We start from the raw sequence: 19448 nt of genomic DNA, 5'->3' as shown, positions 1-19448 counted from the left end.
CCCCCTACCCTATCCTCGCGAACATCTTCTCCAGATAGCCGCCGGCGCCGTCCTCCATGAACAGGATGTGACGGTCTTCCAGCTCCGCCTTCGGGCAGTGCTCCGCGACGTTCAGCAGTTCCGCATAGGGCGTCGGCGACAGCACGAAGGCGTTGAGCACCAGCGCCTGCTCGCCCGGCAGCGTGGCCTGGATCGATTTGACCTCCCTGTACAGCCCCAGCTTCGGATGCGCCAGGTCCAGGTTGCGCAGCCCCTTGGGGTCCACGAAGGTCAGCCACTGCTGCCCCGTCGCGTCATCCACCAGCCAGAGCAGGAAGTCGGGATAGAAGTTGCCCGCGGTGGCGAAGCCCAGCCCCTTGTCCTGGGTGGCGGCGTTGCGCAGCAGGTAAAGGCTGCGCGAGCCGATGGCCTTCCTGCCCGCGGGCGAGCCGTGGAAGGCCTCCAGGTCCCTGACGAACGCCCATTCGCTGGGCGCGTCGAACGCCAGCGGGCGCAGCTTGAACGGAACGGCGTCCTTGTCGTCCAGCGACAGCAGCGGGTAGTACAGGTGACGGTCGAAGCTGATGGCCACCATGTGCGGCGCGCTCCACTGGCCGGCCTGGTCGAGCCGCCCCTGCGCCACCAGCGCCTTCAGCTCTTCCAGCTTGCGGAAGTACTCCAGGCCCTGCTCGCTGCCCTCGATCTCGAAGCGGTAGCCCTTGAGCATCGAGCCATGCCCGCCGTCCAGCTGGACCACGTCGTAGAACTGGCCTTCGTAGCCGCTCTTCAGGGCCTTGTAGAAGCGCTCGGTGTAGTCCACCAGCAGGCGCAGCAGTATGTCTTCCTGCTTGCGCACGTCGGCGTAGCCGGTGATCGCCAGCTCGCTGGCCGGGATCAGCAGCGTGTACCAGTCGGCCGGCCCCTGGCAGAAGTCCACCAGCTTCTGCCGGTCCAGGCGCAGGTTGCTCCAGCCCCGCTGCAGCTTGCAGTTCTGCAGCTCGATATAGATGCGGTCCCAGTCGAACAGGCCGAACAGCGCCGGGTCCAGCTTGCCCCTGTGCCGCGCCTGCGCCGCCGTGCCCGCCGTCGCCGTGGTGCTCAGCGCCTCGATGCGCGGATACAGGTCCAGCGTCACATGGGGCAGCTTGACCTTGCCGGCGAATGCCGCGGGCACTTCGTACAGCCAGGGGAAATGGGTGCGCTTGAAGCCTTTCTTCTGGTTGTCCTTGTAGCCGTCCTTGAGCGCCAGGGTCCTCAGCTTGCCCTGCGGCAGGTTGGCCCGGGTGGGGAGGTCCAGCTCGATCAGCTCGTCGCTGGGGGTGATCCCCTCCTCCTTCAGGTAGTCCTTGAAGGCCGCGATGTAGTTGGCGCGCACCCCGAAGATGTTCAGGGTTTCCAGCTTGTCCAGGTGCAGGCCCTTGGGGCGCTCCTGGGGGCTGGTGCGCTTCAGCGAGAAGCCCTCGCCCTTCAGCCGCACGCCGCGGCCGAACAGCTGGATGATCTGCGAACCCTCGCCCTGGCCCATGTTGAGCAGGCCCATGGTGGATACGCGCCAGCTGCTCCAGCCCTCGGTGAACTTGCGCGAACCGACCAGCACGTTCAGCCGGCTGTCCTTGTGGTTCAGGGTGCCGAAGAGCGCGCCGCTGAAGTCGTCCGCCTCGCTGTCGAAGGCCGCGCAGGCCTCGGCCTGGCGGAAGAAGCCGGAGTCGTCGCCGATGTTGATCAGCGCGAAGGGTTCGCCATCGCCCACCCGCAGGGCCAGCTCGCCCTTGCTGTTGCGGATGTTGACCAGCTTCAGTCGCTGGCGGGCCGGGGCGTTGAACACCCGCTGGAGGATGTCGGCGTACAGCTCGTCGATCCTGTCGCTGTAGCCCAGCAGCGGGGCGAAGCGCCCCTGGAAGATGTTGTTGCCCTTGGCATCCAGCAGCTGCGCCTTGTCGTTCACCAGGTCCGCCAGCCAGGCCTTGATCTGCGCCTCGCGGTTGAGGAACTCGGCGAGGAAGGTCACCACCTCGAGGATGTCCGAATCCTCGTCCGCCACCTTGTTGCCGACGAACACCCACAGCGGCTTCTCGATGTTGAAGTCCTGCAGTTGCTCGCGATGGCGGCTCCACAGCCAGGACTGCTGGTAGAAGGCCAGCAGGCAGGCGGCGAAATACTTGTAGGCGTTGTCGCCCTCGGCGTAGGCCTCGCCGTTCATGTTCAGGATCAGCGAGTCCTTGCCGTAGCCATCCTCGTAGAAGAACTTGTACGAGTAGTCGAAGAGGATGCACTTGGCGTAGACCTCGCGGGTCGCGGTGATGCGCGCCTGGCGCAGCTCTTCCGCGGACAGCGCCAGCTGCGCCAGTTGCGCCTCGTCCAGCTTCTTCAGGCTGGCGGTCTGGAACAGCATCCTGGCGCGCTTCTTCTTCAGCTCGTCCTCCGCCGCGTCGACGGTCAGCCCCTTGGCCACCGCCTGGCCGAAGGTGGCCGAATACTCGAAGGCGAAGCCGCCGCGCACCAGGGCGTCGCGCCGGCTCATCCAGGCCCCCGCGGCGGTTCCGGTGCCGCGGTGGCCTTCGTCCACCAGCACCAGGTTGTTGCCTTCGAAGGCCTCCACCGCCACGGTCTTGTCGCCCATCTCGTCGCCGAGCTTGTTGATGTCGATGATCTCGATGGTGCCGCGCGGCGGCGTCTGGCTCTTGTTGAAGTACTGGGCGAAGCCGAATCCGGACAGGTGCAGCTCTTCCAGGTGCTGGCGCGACAGGCCCTCGTTGGGCGTGAGCAGGATGACCTTGCTCGGGTAGCGGTCGGCGTTGCCGGCCTGGAAGTAATGCAGGTACTGCAGGATGTTGACGTGCAGCAGCAGGGTCTTGCCGCTGCCGGTGGCGTTCCAGAAGGCGATCTTGTTCAGGTCGTCGGCGTCGAAGTCGCGGAACGGATCGGCGCCGGCCTCCCCGCGGTAGGCCGCCAGGGTCTGGTTCAGGCCATCGAGCAGCGCCTCGCGGCGGTTGAAGTACCAGTCCAGGTAGATCTCGGTGAACAGCAGCGACAGGTACTGGAAGTACTTCATCTGCAGTTCGTGGCCTTCGCGCTTGTTGCGCTGGGCGGTGATGCGCTGCCAGTGTGCGACTATGTTCAGGTCGTAGCGGCGCAGCTCCGCCTCGCCGATGCGCTGCGGCTCGAAGAGGTTGCCGGCGAGCTCGTGGAAGAACAGCGTCTGGCCGTCGTCGTCGATGCCCTCGTGGCGGTCGTCGCCCAGGCGCAGCTTCAGCGCCCCCAGGCTGCCGCCCTTGAAGAAGCCCAGCATCCAGCGGTTGAGCACCAGCTCCTGGTGGAAGCTGCGCTTGCCGGACACGCCCCGTGGTGCACGCGCCATCAGAGCGCCTCCACGACGAACATGCGTTCGAGGAATTCCGGTTCGATCTGGCGCAGCCTGAGCTCGCGGGTGGCGCCGCCCTCCGCCGCGGTCTGGGTGAGCACCGTGGGAATGTTGTGGTCGCCGTTGAGGTAGATGACGTCGAAGCGGCTGTCCGCCGGGTCGATCGCCAGTTCCTCGCAGAGCCGGCTGACGCCTTCGTAGTCCAGGACCTCGCAGTCACGCCAGAGCACCAGGCAGCGCTCCCCGCCCGGCAGCGTGCCGGTGACCTTGACGAAGCCGCGCTCCAGCTGCGCATCGACCTGGCCGACGCGCAGGCCGAGGAGGTAGTTGAAGGTCTCGACCAGGTCCACCGGGCGCCGCTCGAAGGCGCCGGCGGAGTCCACCGCGATGTCCATGGCGTAGTCGAACGGCTTGCGGAAGTCGCCGATCGACAGCAACGAGGCGCGGCTCTCGACGTTCAGCATGTAGCGCAGCAGGTAGTCGTCCCGCGCGTGGTCCGGGAGGAAGCCGAACAGGTCGCCCACCGCCGGCGGCCGGGCGAGCTGGATGTTGTTCAGGGCGTCCTCGTAGCTCTCCAGCTTGAGCACCTTGAAGCAGCCGGACAGCCCGGTCTGCGGCGCCGTGGGCTCGCCGTCCTTCCATTGCGCGGAATAGATGGCCTTGATCGCCCGCGGCTTGGTCACGCTTTCGAAGTACTCGCCCTGCTCCACCAGGATGAAGCCGAGCCTGGGCTCCAGGCCGGCGGCCCGGGCCTCGCGCCGCAGCTCGACCACGGCGTGGGCGGTGGTGCCGCTGCCGCCGAAGTAGTCGAGCACCAGGGCCTGCTCGTCGGCCTGGACCGCTAGGGAGATGCACTTCTTCACCAGGTGGATCGACTTCGGGAAATCGAAGCGCTTCTCGCCGAGCATGTCGATGAGCAGGCTGTTGCCGTACTTGCCGGCATCGAATTCGCCGCCGCTCCAGACGGTCTTGGGCACGGTCTGCTCGTGGGTGACGAACAGGTCCCAGTCGTCGCCGACCTTGCGCGCGGCGATGCGCTCGAGGTTCTGGCGGATGGAGTCGAGGCCGAAGTTCCAGCGCCGCTCGACACCGTCCTGGTCGATCGGCCACACCTCGACGCGCCCGTCCGCCAGCAGGACGTTCCTGCCGGCCGGGTGGAAGTCGTCGTCCGGCACCGTGCCGACGTCGACGACGCGGCCGTCCAGGACGTAGATCGGGTAGAACGACGGCCGCCGGTCGACGCGCCGGGAGTTCTCGCCCCAGCGCCGCATCTTGCGCGGGGTGTCGTTCTCTTCCAGGGTCCTGGCGATGCTCGACAGCCCGTCGCGGGTGAGGAACAGGGCGTACTCGTGGGTGCGGTTGAAGTTGCGGGTGATCGAGCCCTTGGGGTTGTGCACCACGGTGACGCGGGACAGCGTGTGCTCCGGCGCCACCTGCTCCATCACCTTGGACAGGTTGACCATCTCGGAGTCGTCGATCGCCACCGTCTTCACGCCATCGTAGCGCAGCAGGCCCATGCCCTTGACCAGGCGGTCCTGCATCAGGCTCATCCAGGATGAGTGCTTGTACTCGTTCTTGTAGAGGATGGGCGTGGAGTTGGTGTTGTAGGGCGGGTCTATATAGATGTACTTGACCTGCTCGCGGTAGCGCTCCTGCAGGAAGCTCAGGGCCTGGAAGTTGTCGCTGTGGACGAAGATGCCGTCGACGCTGCCGTCCAGGTCGGAAAGGGAAGCCAGTAGCCGCGCCTTGAAGGCGGCGTCGTAGAGGCTGGTGTCGAGCATCCGGAAGGGGGCGTTGCGCAGGTCCTGCTCGGTGCCGTTCGCCGCGCCCGTCCAGAGCCCCAGCTGGCGCCACTGCTCCCACTGCCGGGGGTTGGCGGCTATCGCCGGGTACAGCGCTTCCGGCACCCGGTCCAGGGTGATGCAGTAGTGGCTGGAGACCACGAACTTCTTCTTCAGCCACAGCTTCTTCTGGAATTCCTCCAGCTGCGCCAGGAAGTCGATCAGCTCCTGGGCGATGGCCCGCAGGCACTGCGTCATGCGCAGGCTCTTCTCGATGTCGGCGATGGCCGTGGCGTTCTGCAGGTCGTCCAGGTGCAGGACTTCGTTCTTGATGTAGAAGTCCAGCTCGCCGCGCAGGAAGCGGGCCAGGTCCTTGTGGATGAAATAGTCGGCGGTGTTCTTGCTGGTGTAGTCGGTGAGGTTCTTCTCCAGCAGCGTGCGCTGCGGGTTCTTCTCGGTCGGCTCGCGCCTGGCCAGCTCGGCCCAGCGCGCCTTGACCGCCGCGTCACCCAGCACGGTCTCCACGGCCTTGCCGATCAGCGTCTCCTGCCTGGTGCCCTTGGCCACCGGCCGGTACTCGAAGCGCAGCATCAGCAGCGGCTGGCCGTCGGCCCCGTCGCTTTCCTCGATGGGGCGCAGCGCTTCGTCGTACGTGTGGCCATGCTCGTCGGTGCGGCTCACCGTCATGGGCTCGATCAGCGCGAAGCGGCGCTCCTTGTCGTTGTCCTTGCGATTGTCCTTGGCGGTGTCGGCGGCCACCAGGCGGAAGTGCACGGTACGGCCGTCTTCCAGGCGGAAGCTGTAGTTGGCGAAGTTCTCGCCGCTCTTGGTGTAGTACTGGTCCTTGTTGGCCCAGTGCAGCATGACTTCCTCGCCGGCGTAGGGGATGGCGTAGGTGTCCCCCTTGTAGCGGCGCTGGCTGACGAAGTCGCCGTTGTTGTAGTAGCGGCCGAAGAAGGTCAGCAGGTGGCTGAAGACGGCGTTCTCGTGCTCGGAGGCGCCGGCGCCTGCCTCTTTCAGCCGGGCCCGCAACGCCTGCACCCGCGGTACGCGTTCCGGGCTCACGCCGAGCTGCTGGGCACTTTTTTCCGCCTCGCGCAACTCGTTTTCCAGCTGCTGCAGGCTGGCGGCGCTGCCGGCCGCCAGGCTCGCCTGGATCTTGCCCGGCAGGCGCCGCTCCAGGTAGTCGTTGATCTCGCCGGCACGGGCATTGAGGATGCGGTAGACGCCGAAGTCCAGCTCCGGGCGGTCGATCTGGAAGATCTCGCGCAGCTTGGCGACCAGGGCCTGGTGCTTGGGGTTACGGATGTCGCTCATGACTTGGCCTTTTTCAATACCGCTGTATCTGTCCGGGTTCACCGCCGGGGAAACGCACACCACGCCCGCTGCCGGGTTCGGCGGTGCGGGCGCTGACTATGCTCGGGAGGCACGCACCCGCAGGCCCGCGCCGCGGTGGCGAGGCACTTCGGCGGCATGACGACCGGGGTGGCAGGCGGAAATCGGGATTCAGCTCCCTCTGCGATCCGGCAGGCAGTGAATCTCAACTGACTTGCGATTGGCAACCTGGGCAGCGCCCTGCCAATCCAAACCGTTGATCTTACAAGAGAAGCGCAGCGTTCGCGACCGCTGGCGGGCGGCTGCCGCAGCGGGTACGGGCGCGGGCCCCGCCGTACCGGCATTGCGCCGGCCATGCCGGCGGACGAGCGGCCGGGGCGCCCGCCGGCCTGGCCATGAGGGGCCGAGGTTCAGGACTCCTGGGTACCCAGGGTGTCGCGGATGCTGTCGATCACGCCGCCGTCCTTGATCACGTCGCGCAGCCAGGCGTCCAGGGGCATGCCGCCCCACTTGATGGCGCGCTCCACCAGGTAGGGGATCGGGCTGTGCGGCTCGTGCTGGCGGAAGTACTGGGCGACGTTGCCCAGCAGCGCCAGGGCCTCCTCGCGGCTGCGCGGCATGCCGTTGACGGCAGGGGCGGCGGCCGGCGTTTCGGCGGATGCGGGCCGGGCGGCCGGCGCGGCTTCGGGCTCGGCAGCCGGGGCGGGATTGGCGCTGATGTCCACGTTGCGCTCCTTGAGCAGGCGCTCCAGCAGTTGCTGGCAGCGGTGCAGCACGTCGTCGAGGTTGCGGAAGGAAGGCGCTTCCTGGCCGAACAGGCTGTCGGCCCTGGCGCCGAGGCCCTGCAAGGCGACGAGGCAGGCGCCGATCTGGGCATGCTGGGCCTGCAGGTGCGCGGTGTCGGTCAGCACCACGGCGCGCTGGAAGATCTCTGCATTGATCTTGCCGTCGGCCAGCGCGGCGCTGGCGGCATCGGCGTTCTGCCGGGCCAGGTTCTCCACCTGGCGCGACTCCTCGTAGGCCAGCAGGCTGTACGCCTGGCCCTGGGTCAGCGGCAGCTGGCTGGCCACCTCGGCCAGGGTGCTGTCGAGCCAGCCCAGGCGCGTGGCGCGCTGCTCGATGCCCTCTTCCAGCTCGGGGAAGAGGCTGTCCCAATACGCCTCCAGCAACCGCGTGGCCAGCGCCAGGCCGTGCTCCACGCCGGCGAAGCCATGGCGCCGGGCCAGGCCCTCGGCCAGCCAGGCGACCAGCATCAGGTCCTTGCTGCGGCGGGCGATGCCCTCCCCGGCCAGTTCGATGACCTGCTCCCAGTCCGCCTGCTTGAGGTCGGTCTGCCAGTCGCCCTGGGACAGGTACTGCGGGTCGGCGCGGCGCGCTTCCTTGATCTGATCGAACAGCTCGGAAAAGCTCAGGTCCTCGCCGGCACCACCGTCGATGGGGGCAGCCAGGACGTCAATGGCGGGCAAAGGGGACAAGATAGGCATCGATGAGTATCACTCCGAGTTATTTTTTTTCGTAAACCTAGGCCCCTTCCCATTAAGAACAAGCCCCAAAATTGAAACAGCCAAAATTATTAAGAACGCATATCTACCCGAAACCTGGAAGAACAAGTGAGCCAATCCAGCAATTACTAGCGCCAGAATCAGAAATCCAATATTCTTCATACATACCCCGCACCGAATAAAGACTTAGAAAAGTACAAGCGCCGATTAGCCTGCCCTGTATCAAAGACCTCTGGATGCTGGATATAAAAATCCTTCCACCCTACAAAAGCAAGCCCTGGAGTAGCATGAACAAATGCGACCATATCCGCCATGCTTGTGCCACAACCCAACGACTTACCAGAAGCCACAGCAATACTTCCTATAACGGCTCCAACATAGTAGGCCGCCCCCATACTCGCACCGAGAACAAGTAACTCAGCGCAATTTGTGGCTCCTGCCAACTCGGCTAAGGTTGCACTCCGCCCAAGCGTCTGCAATGCACTCACGAGTGCCGACGCAGTAGCCATAGCCTTATCATAACTCTCAAACAATGAGCTTGGAACACCAAGACCAAGAGACTCCATATTCTCAGTAAAATACTTTGAAAAATCTCCCGAATTATAGCAAGCCATACAATTCCTCCCTGATAACTTCAGCAACGCCCCAATGAAAGTGACTTCATTGGGGCGTGGGCTAACCTATTACGAATAGACCTTGTTCATCGAGCGGTCCCAGCCGCCGGCGACGTTGCCGCCGCCCGCGCCGTCGGCGCGCTTCTGCTGGGTGTAGGTGGTCTTGATGCGAGCGAAGTTGAAGGTCACCACTTCGGTCGGCAGGTCGCCGGACTCGGCGTCGTTGGCGGCGCCGGTGTGGTTGATCGAGGACACCACCACTTCCTCCAGGGTGATCTGGTAGTAGGTGACCTTGTCACCGCCGGCGCGGTTGACGTTCAGCACCACCTGCTTGAGGTGCTGGCCCTTGCAGCAGGCTTCGAAGAGCTTGGCCGAGGCCTTGTCGACGAACTTGCGCACGGTGAAGTCGCTCAGGTTGACGCGCTCGGAGGAGGCGCCGCCGGCGGAGCTGGCGGTGGCCGAGGTGGCCTGGGTGGCGCCGTAGTTGTAGCCGAGCACCTCGATCCAGTCCTTGTGCTTGTCGTCCAGGGCCTCACCCGGAATGCCGTCGATCTTCAGGAAAGCATCAAATGCCATGTCGCATATCTCCATATCTAAGTGAATCGGGCTTCCATCGAACTGCTCAGATCGTCGCCCTACGTTGAAACCCCTATCCGTAGAGAGGCTCCGTCGGCACCGCGGCCATGCCCCGGGGCACGGCCATCGGCATTTCTTCCCGCCCGCCGTGGCGGCCCGGCTCAGTTGAGCGCACGGACCTCGATCTCCACGCGGCGGTTGGGTTCAAGACACTCGATCAGCCGCGCCCGCGGCATCTGCATGTCGCACTTCACCAGCGGCTTGGCGCTGCCCTCGCCCACCGCTTCCATGAGTTCCCCGGGCACGCCCTTGCCGGCCAGGTAGGTCTTGATGGTCTGGGCGCGCTGCAGCGAGACCTTCTGGTTGGAGTCCGGGTCGCCCAGCTGGTCGGCATGCCCGGCGATCACGATCTTGCCCACGTTGGGCGTGCTCAGGAGCTTGCCGGCGATGGCGTTGAGCTGCCGCTGGCCGCCGGCCTTGAGGCTCTGGAAGTCGGCGCGGGCGAAGGCGAACAGGGTGTCGGACTCCAGGGTGATGGTCTCGATGGCGCGCAGCGACTGCGAGCGCAGGCTGTTGATGTAGTTGCGCGAGCTGGACACCAGGAAGGCGTTGTCGAGGATCCGCGGCACGTCCGGCTGGCGGATCTGCTCGGCGTAGAAGTCGATCTGCCGGCTGGCGTACTGGTAGTCGGGCGCCTCGCGGTCGCTGCCGCCGACCTGCGCGGCGATGGCCGGGTACCAGTAGTCCGGCAGGTGCGCCTTGAGGAAGGCCGGCTCGGCCTTCTCGCGCTGGGAGCGCGAGAGCATCACGTAGGTGTCCAGCGCGGCCTCGCCGAAGTCGGCGATGGACTGGGCGCGGTTGTCCGCCGGCAGCGCGCGCGGCTCGACGCTGTCGACGCCGCTGACCGGCGCCAGCTCGCGGGCGTTGCGCTGGTAGACCTTGATGCCGGTGAGCAGGTACAGGGTGCGCGTCAGGTTCTGCGCGGTGGGCTCGAGCATCACGCTTTCCAGGCGGGCGAAGTAGCGCTCGCGCAGCAGCGGCTCCACGGCATGGCCCTGGTACAACCCCAGGCGCATGGACAGCGGCACGCCGTCGTCGTGGTGCCGGTTGAAGTAGTGCGCGGTCCACTGGCGCAGGCCGTCCAGGCTGCGCCACTGGGTGAAGCGCCCGGCGTCGTTGCGGTCGGCCTCGGCGGCGCTGGCCAGCTCGCTACCGATGTCGCGCAGCTGGGCGTGGTTGTTCCAGTACGACCAGCCCCAGGCGCCGCACAGCAATGCCGCCAGCGAGGCGGCCACGCCGACGCCGATGGCCTTGCGCCGGCGCTCGCGGCGGTTGCTGGTGTACAGCGCCACCAGGTGCTGGTCGGGAATGATCACCTTCTGGAACAGGCTCGGGATGAACAACGCCTGCGGCCGCGCCGTGGCGCCGCCGGGCTCGCCGTCGGCCTGCAGGGCGAAGCGCGCGGTAACCGCGCCGGCATGCACGCCATGACGCAGCTCGCGGCTGTCCAGCGCCGAGGTGAAGTAGAAGCCGCGCAGCAGCTCGGCGCTCTGGTAGGGGTTGGCGCGCAGCAGGGTGGCGACGAAGGCCTGCAGGCGCGGGCGCAGCGCTTCCAGTTCCAGCGGCAGGCGGTACACCGACGGGTCCTCGCGGGTGAGGCGGATGTCCTGCTCCACCAGTTGCTGGTGCGCCACCTGCTTCCAGTACTGCACCAGGGTCGCCATGGCGTCGTCGAAGCGCCGGCCCCAGTCGGACTGCTCGAAGCCCTGGTGGGCGAAGGTCTTGCCCATCACTTCCTCGCGCCGCGCCGGGTCCAGGCGCTGGTGGAACTCGCTGAAGCCCGGCAGCAGGTCGCACTTGGTGAACACCAGGTAGATCGGCAGGCGCGCCTCCAGCAGCTGGTGCGCTTCCTGTATGCGTTCGCGCAGGCGCTTGGCCAGTTGCTCGCGGTCGTCGTCGCCACCCTGCAGCAGGTCCTCGATGCTCACGGTCACGATCAGGCCGTTCAGCGGCCGGCGCTGGCGGTACTTGCGCAGCAGGGCCAGGAAGCCGCGCCACTTGCCGGCCTCCTCGGGGTTGTGCATGTAGCGCCCGGCGGTATCCAGCAGCACCGCCTCGGAGGCGAAGAACCAGTCGCAGTTGCGCGTGCCGCCCAGGCCGGCGACGCGCACGCCCTCGCGGTCGGCATAGGGGAAGTTCAGCCCGGACTGCGCCAGCATGCTGCTCTTGCCCGCCGCCGGCTGGCCGATCACCAGGTACCAGGGCAGCGCGTAGAGCGCGTCGCGGCTGCGCCGGCCGCGGCCCTTGGCGCCGAGGCGCTCCAGGCTCTGCAGCAGGCGCTCGCGCAACAGGCCGATCTCCTCGCGGTCCTGCGGGCTGGCCGCCAGCACGGCCTGGTCGGCGTCGTCGCGCAGCAAGGCCTCCAGGTCATGGGACGGCGCCGCCACGCCGCGGTACAGCAGCAGCACGTAGAGCGCCGAGAGCACCAGGAACAGGGCGATGCCGGCGAGCAGGCTGGGCAGCGAGGCGAAGCCCAGCAGCAGGCCCAGGCGCCAGACCAGGAAGATGGCCAGGAAGAAGGCCACGCCAAGGACGTAGGGTTGGTACTTGAGGAAGTAGTAGCGGATCTTGTTCATACCGGTTGCGCCTCCTCGGCCGGGGCGAAGCGCGCCAGGTAGTCGCGCAGCGCCAGGCCTTCGTCGGGCAGCTCCAGGGCTCGGTGGTGTTCGTTGAAGTCGGCGAAGCTCTCGAGCAGGTCGTAGCGCTCCTCGCGCCCGGCCACGCCGGTGAGCAGGCGGTACAGGGCGTCTTCGCCGCGGCCGGTGAAGCACAGCAGCTCCGGGCGCATGAAGTCGTCGACCAGCAGGCTGGCCACGGGGATGGCACCGCCGGCGAAGCGCGCCAGCCAGGTGCACCAGAGGTCGGCCACCGGGCGCTTGAGCCAGCGTTCGGCCGGCAGCGGCAGGCGCAGCACCAGCGCCCGGCCCTCGGCCAGGGGTGCGCGCAGGGCATGCAGGCGGTGCAGCAGCGCGCTGGCGACGAATTCCGGGTAGGTGTTGGCCAGCGCGGCGGCGATGTCGCGCAGGTTGAAGTCGGCGAGGAATTTCTCGTGCACCCGGCGGTACAGCGCCAGGTCCTGCTCGCCCCAGGGCCGCAGCGCCTCGATGCGGGCGAACAGCTGCTGCGCCTCCACGCCCTGGCGCGCCTGGTTGAGAAGGGGCGTGACCTGCCCGGCGAACAGTTCGCCCAGGGTGTGCGGGGCGACGAAGCCCTGGGCGTGGCCGCCGCGGATGCCCTGGAAGACCAGGAGCGGGTAGCGCCGGCCGCTGGCGTCGCACGAGCTGGCCAGGCCGCCGAACAGCCAGTTGCCCGAGCGGGCACGGAAGCAGAAATGGCACAGCGGCAGGCGGTCGAAGCGCTCGCGCCAGTCTTCCACGCCCTGCAGGCGACCCAGGCCGGCCTGCAGCCAGGCGTCGAACTCGCGCACCTCTTCCGCCGCACCGTGCAGGCTGACGAAATCGGCCGCCGCCGGCAGCTTGCCGAAACAGCCGATCATGGGCGCGCCCCCTCGCCCGCCATGGCCGGGCCCCTCACAGGCGCCCCGCCTGGCCCAGCGAGCCGAGGGCCTTGACGTTGGCCAGGTCGGTCATCTTCACCCCGCCGTAGTTGCGCACCAGCAGGCTGACGTTGCCGGCGCCGGTGCTCCAGGTGAAGCGCTGCTGCACCTCGTCGACGTTGCTCACGCGGGCGCTCTCGCTCATCTTCAGCAGGCCCCAGCGGCCCGGGTAGTCGAACACCGTCAGGCGCTGTCCGGAGAGGGTCACCACGTCCAGGCGCGCGCCCGGGGTGCTGGTGCTGCCCGGCCAGGCGAAGCGGCTCCAGCTGCTGCGGCCGTTGCGGTAGTGCTGCTCCTGGCCGTCCAGGGTGAAGACGATGTCGGTGAAGGCGCCGGAGGGTTCGAGCATCACCTCGAAGCCGTTGTCGCGGTCGGACAGGCTGGCGATCACCTCGCCCAGCGAGCTGGCGCGGTCGATGCCGCTGACCAGGCGCGGGTCCACCAGCGGCGCCTGCTGGCCGTTGCCCATGCCCAGGCCTTCGCCGCCGGAGAGGTTGCCGATCTCGTTGCGCTTGAAGGCCGGCAGCAGGCCGCTCTGCGGGTCGACGAAGCGCTGCAGGTCCTTGACCGAGGCCTCGTTGGCGCTGCCCGGGGCGATCGGGTAGCGGTGCGCCAGCACCTGGTTCCAGGGCCGCGCGATCTGCTGCGTCCAGGCCTGGGCGATCTGCTCGCCGGCCGGCTCGCGCAGGCTGTCCCAGCTGTACTGCAGCGGCGCGATGAAGAGCTTCTGCAGCGAGGCGGACAGGCCGCCCTGGCTGGTGTCGATGCTGGTCTCCACGTAGTTGCGCGCACCGGCGAACTCCGAGGGCCCGCCCTCGAGGGTCTCGCTGATCAGCGCCTTGCTGCTCTTGCCCACGTCCTGGGAGCGCTGGACGTTGGCCAGGCGCACCTTGAGCCGGCGCAGGGAGGCCAGGTAGCGGTCCATGACGGTGCTGTCGGCGCCTTCGGGGTTCTCCCGGGCGAACAGCCGCGCCACCGGCTCGAAGCGCTTGGCCAGGCTGCCGTCGTCGACCTTGGGCAGCGGCGTGCTCATCTGCTTGGCGGCGGCCTCGGCGTCATCGCCGAACACGCCCTTCACCCGCGTCCAGAAGCTGTCCTCGACGGCGCTGGCGACCTTCTGCGCCGGCTTTTCCGGCTGGTCCCAGCTGGTGTTGCGGTCCACCGCCGCGAGCAGCAGCTTGAGCGGCGAGTTCTGTACGTCGCTGTACAGCGACAACTGGCGGGTAGCGCCCTGCATGTCGCCGAACTGGCGTACCCCGGTGCCGGCCAGGAAGCGCATCCAGACCTCGGCGTAGTCGGCCTTGTAGCGGGCCATCAGCTCGCGCATGAAGTTGGCCTTCTGCACCAGGCCGTCGCTGCCCTCGCCGTCGAGCACCCAGTCGGATTCGTTGCGCAGGTCGCCGGAAAGCAGCTTGATCAGCTCCGGGCGCAGGAACTGCTCCCAGCCCTGGCGGCTGTAGAGCGCCGGGATCGCCTCGCTGGAATACAGCAGGTTGCGCCCGGGCAGCGGCACCAGGTCGTTGAGGGTCAGCGCGGGGAACTGGCGGTCGGCTTCCAACTGCAGGCGCAGGTATTCGCGGTCCACCAGCGAGCTGGCGCGCATGAAGGACTTGAGGTTCTGCCGCGCCTCGGCCACCAGCTCCTCGTTGCGGCGCAGCGCCGGCGCCTCGCCGGCGCGCAGGTAGCGCACGTACATGGCGCTGTTGGCGCGCACCACCGCGGGGTCGAGCTTGTCGCCACCCTCCCCGGCCTGGGCGCGCTCCCAGGCCCGCGGCAGCGCGGCGGCGACGAAGTCGGCGTCGGCGTGCTGTTCCGGGCGGGTGAGGATGAGGTAGAGCTTGAGCGCGTCGTAGGCCTCGATCAGCGAAGCCACCTGGTGTTCGTCGAGACGGTCGAGGACGTCCTCGGACAGGCTCAGGCCCGCAGCGGCGGCGCGCTCGCCGGAGGCGTCCGCGGCCTTGCCGGCGGCCAGCTCGGCCAGGGCGCCGCGGCGCGCATCGCGGGCGGCTTCGCGCAGGCGGCTGCCCGCTTCGCCACGCAGGCGCGAGCCCAGGTCGCCGACGCTGCGCGGCACACCGCCCAGGCTCGGGGCCGCAGCGGCATTGCCCTGGCGCGCCTGGCGCAGCGCCGCGGCGGCGGCATCGCTGCCACGGCCCTGGTCCTTCCCGGCCCTGCCGGCTTCGGCCGGCACGCTGGCGGTGGCGCCCAGGCTCTGGGCGAAGTCGTCGAGGTTGCGCAGGCGCCGTTGCAGTTCCCGGCCCACCGGTTCCAGGGCCTGGCGCTGCAGTTGCTCCAGGTAGGCCCGTTGCAGCGGCGCGCGCAGGTCGTCGCCGGCATACAGGCCCGCACCCTGGCGCAGGGGCACGCCGTTCTGCCGCTGGTTGTCGACCTCGGCCAGGCGGGTGCGCAGCAGCTCCAGGTCCTGGGCCGGGTCCTGGCCGGCGCCGCCCAGCTGGGCGCGCAGGCCGTCGAGCCAGGCGCGGTTGTTGGCGAACGACCAGCCCTGCCAGGCGGCCAATGCCACCCCTGCCAGCACGGCGACGGCCAGCAGGCTCGGCGCCAGCGCCTTGCGCTTGCCCAGGCGCGAGTAATAGAGGCTGAGGTCGCGGTCGGGGAAGATCACCCGGCGGAAGGTGTCGGTGATGAAGTAGCTGCGCTCGCCGATGCGCCGCGCCAGGCTCTCGTCCGGGCGCTCGGCGGCGTCGGCGTCCAGGGCGAAGTGCTCGGCCACTACTTCCTCCAGCAGCGGCGGCAGCACCTGGTCGGTCTGCAGGGCGCTGGTGAAGTACAGGCCGCGCAGCACCGCCGGGGTGCGCTGGCGCGCGGCGCTTTCGAAGCTCTCGAGGAAGTCGCCGAGCAGCCCGGACAGTTCGCCCAGGTAGCGCGGGAACTGCAGCAGGCTGGCATCGGCGCGCCCGCCCAGGCCGTCGATCTGCGCGCCGACGTGCCGTTCCAGGCTGGCCAGCAGCGCGCCGAACTTGTCCTGCAGGGCGCCGCGCAGGCCGCGCTGGCGCAGTTCGCCGAGGCCGAAGGTGATGCCCAGCGGCTGCTGGCGGGCGCTGGCGTCCAGGGCGTCGAAGGCCTGGGAGAAACCGGGCAGCAGGTCGACCTTGCTGAGCATCAGGTAGATCGGCGGGTTCACCCCCAGGCACTGGCTGTAGGTCTGGATGCGCTGTGCCAGGCGCTCGGCCAGCTCGCCACGCTCGTCATGGGAGGCGGCCAGCAGGCCCGGCAGGCTGACCACCAGCACCAGGCCGTTGATCGCCGGCTTGCGGCGCTGGCGGCGCAGTAGCTTGAGGAAGTCGGCGAACTCCTGGGCCGACTGGTCGTCGGTGAGGTAGCGGCCGGCGGTGTCGATCAGCACCGCTTCCGGGCTGAAGTACCAGTCGCAATGCTGGGTGCCGCTTTGCGCCGCGCTCTGCCCGGCGATGCTGGCCGACAGGCCGGAGCGCGTCAGCAGCGAGGTCTTGCCCGAGGCGGACATGCCCACCACCAGGTACCAGGGCAGGTCGTACAGCGCCGCCTTGCCGCCGCCTCCGGCCGCGCGGGAGGCGCGCAGCAGGGCGATGGTGTGCTTCAGGCGCTGCTGCAGCACCTGGGAGTCGCGGAACTCGCCGCCGGCGCCGGCGCTGCGGTCCACCTCGAGCTGCACCAGGTTCTCGATGTTGCGCTCGGCGCGGATGCGCCGGTACTGGCGCAGCACCACCAGCAGCAGGCAGAAGGCGCTGAATAGCGCCATGGCCGCCAGCACGCTCTCGCGCTGCGGCAGCCAGCGCGGCAGCACGAACCAGCACAGCAGCATGCCGACGAGCCACAGCAGCGGCAGGGCGAACCAGAAACTCTTGAGTGCGCGGAATATGACTTTCATGTCTTCCTGACCTGATCGATGAAGGCGGCGCTCACTGGCCGAACAGCGCGTCCAGTTGCCCGGCGAGCGTCGCCACGTCCTTGCCCAGCAGCCAATCGAGGGTGAAGTAGAGGGCCGCGCAGAACAGCGCGATCAACCCGACGTACACCCACAGCGGCACCTCGTAGCGGATCATCTGCGAGACCTGGTCCGGCAGCGTCCAGTCCGGCGCCAGGGCGCGCGGGGCCTTGCGGTAGCGGGCAATGTCCTGGCCCAGGGTGTTGGCGATGTAGCGCAGCTGGTCCTTCTGCTCGAGGCTGAACTTGCCCTCGAAGCCCAGCGCCAGGCACAGGTGGTAGATCTCCAGCACGTCGAGGTTGGCCTTGACGTCGGCACGCAGCGCCTCGAGCTTGTCGAAGAAGCCCTCTCCGGCCAGGTGCACGCCGAAGTACTTGAACTGCAGCGGGTGCAGTTCGACGTGGCTGCGGATGTTGCTCTGGCCGGCGTTGAGCACGCTTTCGTCGAGGAAGGCGCACAGCGCGTACTGGGTGTCGCGCACCTGCTCGACGCTGTAGCCGGCGGCGCGGGCGTTGCGCTCAAGGCCGGCGAAGAAGTCGTCGACGCTGGCCAGGAAGCGCTCGACGCTCTGCGCCTGGCGACCACGGCGAATCATCAGGGCCATGGACAGGAAGTCCCTGGCCAGGTCCTTGAGCGTGGGTTTCTCGCCCTGCTGCAGCAGGGTCGCGGGCATCACGGCTTCGTTCATTTGAGCACCGCCATCAGTTCGAGCTTGAGGTTGGCGAACGCGCTGGGCACGTAGAAGGCGATGGCCTGGGCGTCCATCATGCGCTGGTAGACGCGGCCGTGCGGTTCGATGGAGAAGTAGTGGTTGTCCAGGCGCACCGGAATGGCGCTGGGCAGGCGCGTGGCGTGGTTGAGGGTGGCGCCGGGCATGGCGGTGTTGACCACCACCTCGATGTCTTCCGGCGAGCCCACCTTGAAGGCCCGCGGCACCAGCTCCAGCAGGCTGGCGCCGGGCATGTCGGCGTGCACCGAGATGTAGAAGTCGGCCTCGGCCAGGCGCACGTCGTGCAGGCGGCCGACGTAGTAGGACGGCTTGGTCTGCTCCACGGCGATGGGCACGTACTGGTTGGGCACCACGTTGTCCAGCAGCTCGCGCAGCAGGGCGTCCAGGCGCAGCAGCGAGGCGGCCGGGTCGTCGTGGTCGTAGGGCGGGATGTCCTTGAGCTGGATGCTCAGCGAGAAGGTCAGCAGGCTGCCGGCCAGTTCGGCGAGGAAGCGGTAGAGCTGCTCGGGGTGCAGCCGCGGGTGCTGCAGCAGGTGCGCCAGCGCCGGGTAGGCGCGGTTGACCGTGAACAGCAGCCAGAACAGGGTGACGTCGCTGGAGCCGAACTCGGCGATCTGGTCGGCGCGTTCGCGGCGCCGCCCCGACAGCGCCTCGCTCTTGGCCTGGAGTACGCCGAGCAGGCGCCGGGCGATGCCCAGCAGGGTGTCGTGGGCGCCCAGGTGCAGGCTGGGGTGGACGAAGTGGCTGTCGAGGTTGAAGCCGCCGGCGTTGTTGCGCACCAGTTTGGCCAGCGGGCAATAGCTGAAGCCGTCGAGGTCGTCGCCCTCGATCAGCAGCACCACGTTCAGGCGCAGGCTGGTGATCTCGTTCTCCAGGTCGCCCTCGTTGAGGTCCGGCAGGGTATCGAACTGCTTGCGGAAGCGCCGCGCCCCCTGTTCGGTGGCGCCGTCCTCGACGTAGTTCAGACCATAGGGCTCGGGCCGGCGCAGCGCCGCGTAGACCTTCAGATCGCTTTCGCGCAGCAGGCCCTTGAGGTCGCGAGCGGCCGGCAGCGGGTCCTGCTGCGGGGCGTCGTAGAGGGTGCCATCCGGGAACACCAGCTTCAGCCGCGACAGTTGCAGCACGCCGCCGGCCAGCGCTTCCTCGTCCAGTTCCAGCAGCTGCACGCCCCAGTGAAAGGGCGTGCCGCGCAGGGTGGCCTGGGCCAGCTGGTGCTGGTGGAACTCGTCCTGGTACTGGAAATGCTGCGGCAGGAGGAACATGCCCTCCGACCACATCACCCGACTGCTCTTGCTCATAGACTGCCTTCCAGGGCTGAGTTGACCTTGCTTTCCAGCGCATCGCGCGCGCCGTTCTCGACACTTTCGCCGGCGGCGCGCAGGGCGCTGTCGCCGGCCTTCTGCAGCAGTTGCGCGGTGGCGCCCTGCGGCTCCACCGGGGCGCCGGCGGCCAGCTGGCGCGCCGCCGGGTCGTCGAGCACGTCGGTGCCCCGGGCCACGGCCACGCGGCTGCCGTCGAGGTAGATGCGCGCCCCGTCGCCGGAAGAGAACAGCACGCTCTCCTTGCGCATGGAGTCGGCGGCCACGGCCACCTTCCAGCGCGTCTGGCGGGTCTCGCGGAAGAAGGCGGCAACGCCGATGTAGCGGGCCTCCAGGGCCATGGGCCACTGTTCCACCTGGCCCATGCCGGGCAGCAGCGTCAGCTCGCGGGCGTCCAGCAGGGTGTTGCCCAGCGCCACCTTGGGCTGGTCCCACAGGGCATCGGCATCGGCGCTCAGGAAGCGCTCCAGGGAGTTCAGCTGGTACACCCGCACCACCACCGACAGCGGCTTGCCGTCCGGACCGGGGTTGAGGTCGTTGCCGCCGTCGACGGTGAGAGTCACCTTGTCGCGGTCGCTGAACAGCATGTCGCCGGCCCAGGTGTCGTCCATGCGCTTGCCCACGCGGTCCATCACCCCGCAGGCGGAGAGACTGGCGGCGAGCAGCAGCAGGCCGGCGAGGCGCAGGTTTCGGGAAGCGTTAAAAGTCAT

The 19448-nt window shown here is 68.1% G+C and carries 11 protein-coding genes; all 11 read right to left on the bottom strand.

Annotated elements, in window-relative coordinates; translation table 11 throughout:
* Positions 1-4: 4 nt before the first annotated feature.
* On the bottom strand, positions 5-3337 hold the full coding sequence (locus DK254_RS31905; RefSeq protein WP_109937046.1) for a DEAD/DEAH box helicase family protein: 3333 nt from the start codon (positions 3335-3337) through the stop codon (positions 5-7).
* A complete protein-coding gene (locus DK254_RS31900) occupies positions 3337-6438 on the bottom strand; it encodes a DNA methyltransferase (protein ID WP_109937045.1) in 3102 nt (1033 codons plus the stop codon). Before DK254_RS31900 ends, DK254_RS31905 begins: the two co-directional genes overlap by 1 nt.
* Before the next feature lie 428 nt (positions 6439-6866).
* Entirely contained in the window at positions 6867-7940 is a 1074-nt protein-coding gene (tssA, locus tag DK254_RS31895) for a type VI secretion system protein TssA (protein WP_109937044.1), read from the bottom strand.
* Between the two features lie 176 nt (positions 7941-8116).
* Positions 8117-8572, bottom strand: a complete 456-nt coding sequence (locus tag DK254_RS33985; RefSeq protein WP_146219669.1) for a hypothetical protein — start codon at positions 8570-8572, stop codon at positions 8117-8119.
* 69 nt (positions 8573-8641) lie between these two features.
* On the bottom strand, positions 8642-9148 hold the full coding sequence (locus DK254_RS31890) for a type VI secretion system tube protein Hcp (protein WP_089394267.1): 507 nt from the start codon (positions 9146-9148) through the stop codon (positions 8642-8644).
* Between the two features lie 161 nt (positions 9149-9309).
* Positions 9310-11784, bottom strand: a complete 2475-nt coding sequence (gene tssM, locus DK254_RS31885; protein ID WP_109937043.1) for a type VI secretion system membrane subunit TssM — start codon at positions 11782-11784, stop codon at positions 9310-9312.
* The gene (tagF, locus tag DK254_RS31880) at positions 11781-12704 is read right to left on the bottom strand and encodes a type VI secretion system-associated protein TagF (RefSeq protein WP_109937042.1); all 924 of its coding nucleotides are present in this window, start codon (positions 12702-12704) and stop codon (positions 11781-11783) included. Before tagF ends, tssM begins: the two co-directional genes overlap by 4 nt.
* Before the next feature lie 34 nt (positions 12705-12738).
* Complete coding sequence (locus DK254_RS31875) at positions 12739-16632, bottom strand: type VI secretion protein IcmF/TssM N-terminal domain-containing protein (RefSeq protein ID WP_109937041.1); 3894 nt, start codon at positions 16630-16632, stop codon at positions 12739-12741.
* Between the two features lie 31 nt (positions 16633-16663).
* Positions 16664-17377, bottom strand: a complete 714-nt coding sequence (gene icmH, locus DK254_RS31870) for a type IVB secretion system protein IcmH/DotU (protein ID WP_109937040.1) — start codon at positions 17375-17377, stop codon at positions 16664-16666.
* Positions 17374-18717: a type VI secretion system baseplate subunit TssK gene (gene tssK, locus DK254_RS31865; RefSeq protein ID WP_109937039.1), complete on the bottom strand. Its 1344-nt coding sequence runs from the start codon at positions 18715-18717 to the stop codon at positions 17374-17376. The genes icmH and tssK overlap by 4 nt, the downstream gene beginning before the upstream one ends.
* Positions 18714-19448, bottom strand: a complete 735-nt coding sequence (tssJ, locus tag DK254_RS31860) for a type VI secretion system lipoprotein TssJ (protein ID WP_109937038.1) — start codon at positions 19446-19448, stop codon at positions 18714-18716. The genes tssK and tssJ overlap by 4 nt, the downstream gene beginning before the upstream one ends.

The organism is Pseudomonas sp. RW407, assembly GCF_003176655.1.
Lineage (GTDB): Bacteria > Pseudomonadota > Gammaproteobacteria > Pseudomonadales > Pseudomonadaceae > Pseudomonas > Pseudomonas delhiensis.
Note: the sequence above shows the minus strand (reverse complement) of the source record. Positions and strands in the feature narration are given on the sequence as shown.

Excerpts from the sequence above, each read along its gene's own strand:
- DK254_RS31905 (WP_109937046.1), bottom strand. The coding sequence starts at position 3,337 with ATGGCGCGTGCACCACGGGGCGTGTCCGGCAAGCGCAGCTTCCACCAG.
- DK254_RS31900 (WP_109937045.1), bottom strand. The coding sequence starts at position 6,438 with ATGAGCGACATCCGTAACCCCAAGCACCAGGCCCTGGTCGCCAAGCTG.
- tssA (WP_109937044.1), bottom strand. The coding sequence starts at position 7,940 with ATGCCTATCTTGTCCCCTTTGCCCGCCATTGACGTCCTGGCTGCCCCC.
- DK254_RS33985 (WP_146219669.1), bottom strand. The coding sequence starts at position 8,572 with ATGGCTTGCTATAATTCGGGAGATTTTTCAAAGTATTTTACTGAGAAT.
- DK254_RS31890 (WP_089394267.1), bottom strand. The coding sequence starts at position 9,148 with ATGGCATTTGATGCTTTCCTGAAGATCGACGGCATTCCGGGTGAGGCC.
- tssM (WP_109937043.1), bottom strand. The coding sequence starts at position 11,784 with ATGAACAAGATCCGCTACTACTTCCTCAAGTACCAACCCTACGTCCTT.
- tagF (WP_109937042.1), bottom strand. The coding sequence starts at position 12,704 with ATGATCGGCTGTTTCGGCAAGCTGCCGGCGGCGGCCGATTTCGTCAGC.
- DK254_RS31875 (WP_109937041.1), bottom strand. The coding sequence starts at position 16,632 with ATGAAAGTCATATTCCGCGCACTCAAGAGTTTCTGGTTCGCCCTGCCG.
- icmH (WP_109937040.1), bottom strand. The coding sequence starts at position 17,377 with ATGAACGAAGCCGTGATGCCCGCGACCCTGCTGCAGCAGGGCGAGAAA.
- tssK (WP_109937039.1), bottom strand. The coding sequence starts at position 18,717 with ATGAGCAAGAGCAGTCGGGTGATGTGGTCGGAGGGCATGTTCCTCCTG.
- tssJ (WP_109937038.1), bottom strand. The coding sequence starts at position 19,448 with ATGACTTTTAACGCTTCCCGAAACCTGCGCCTCGCCGGCCTGCTGCTG.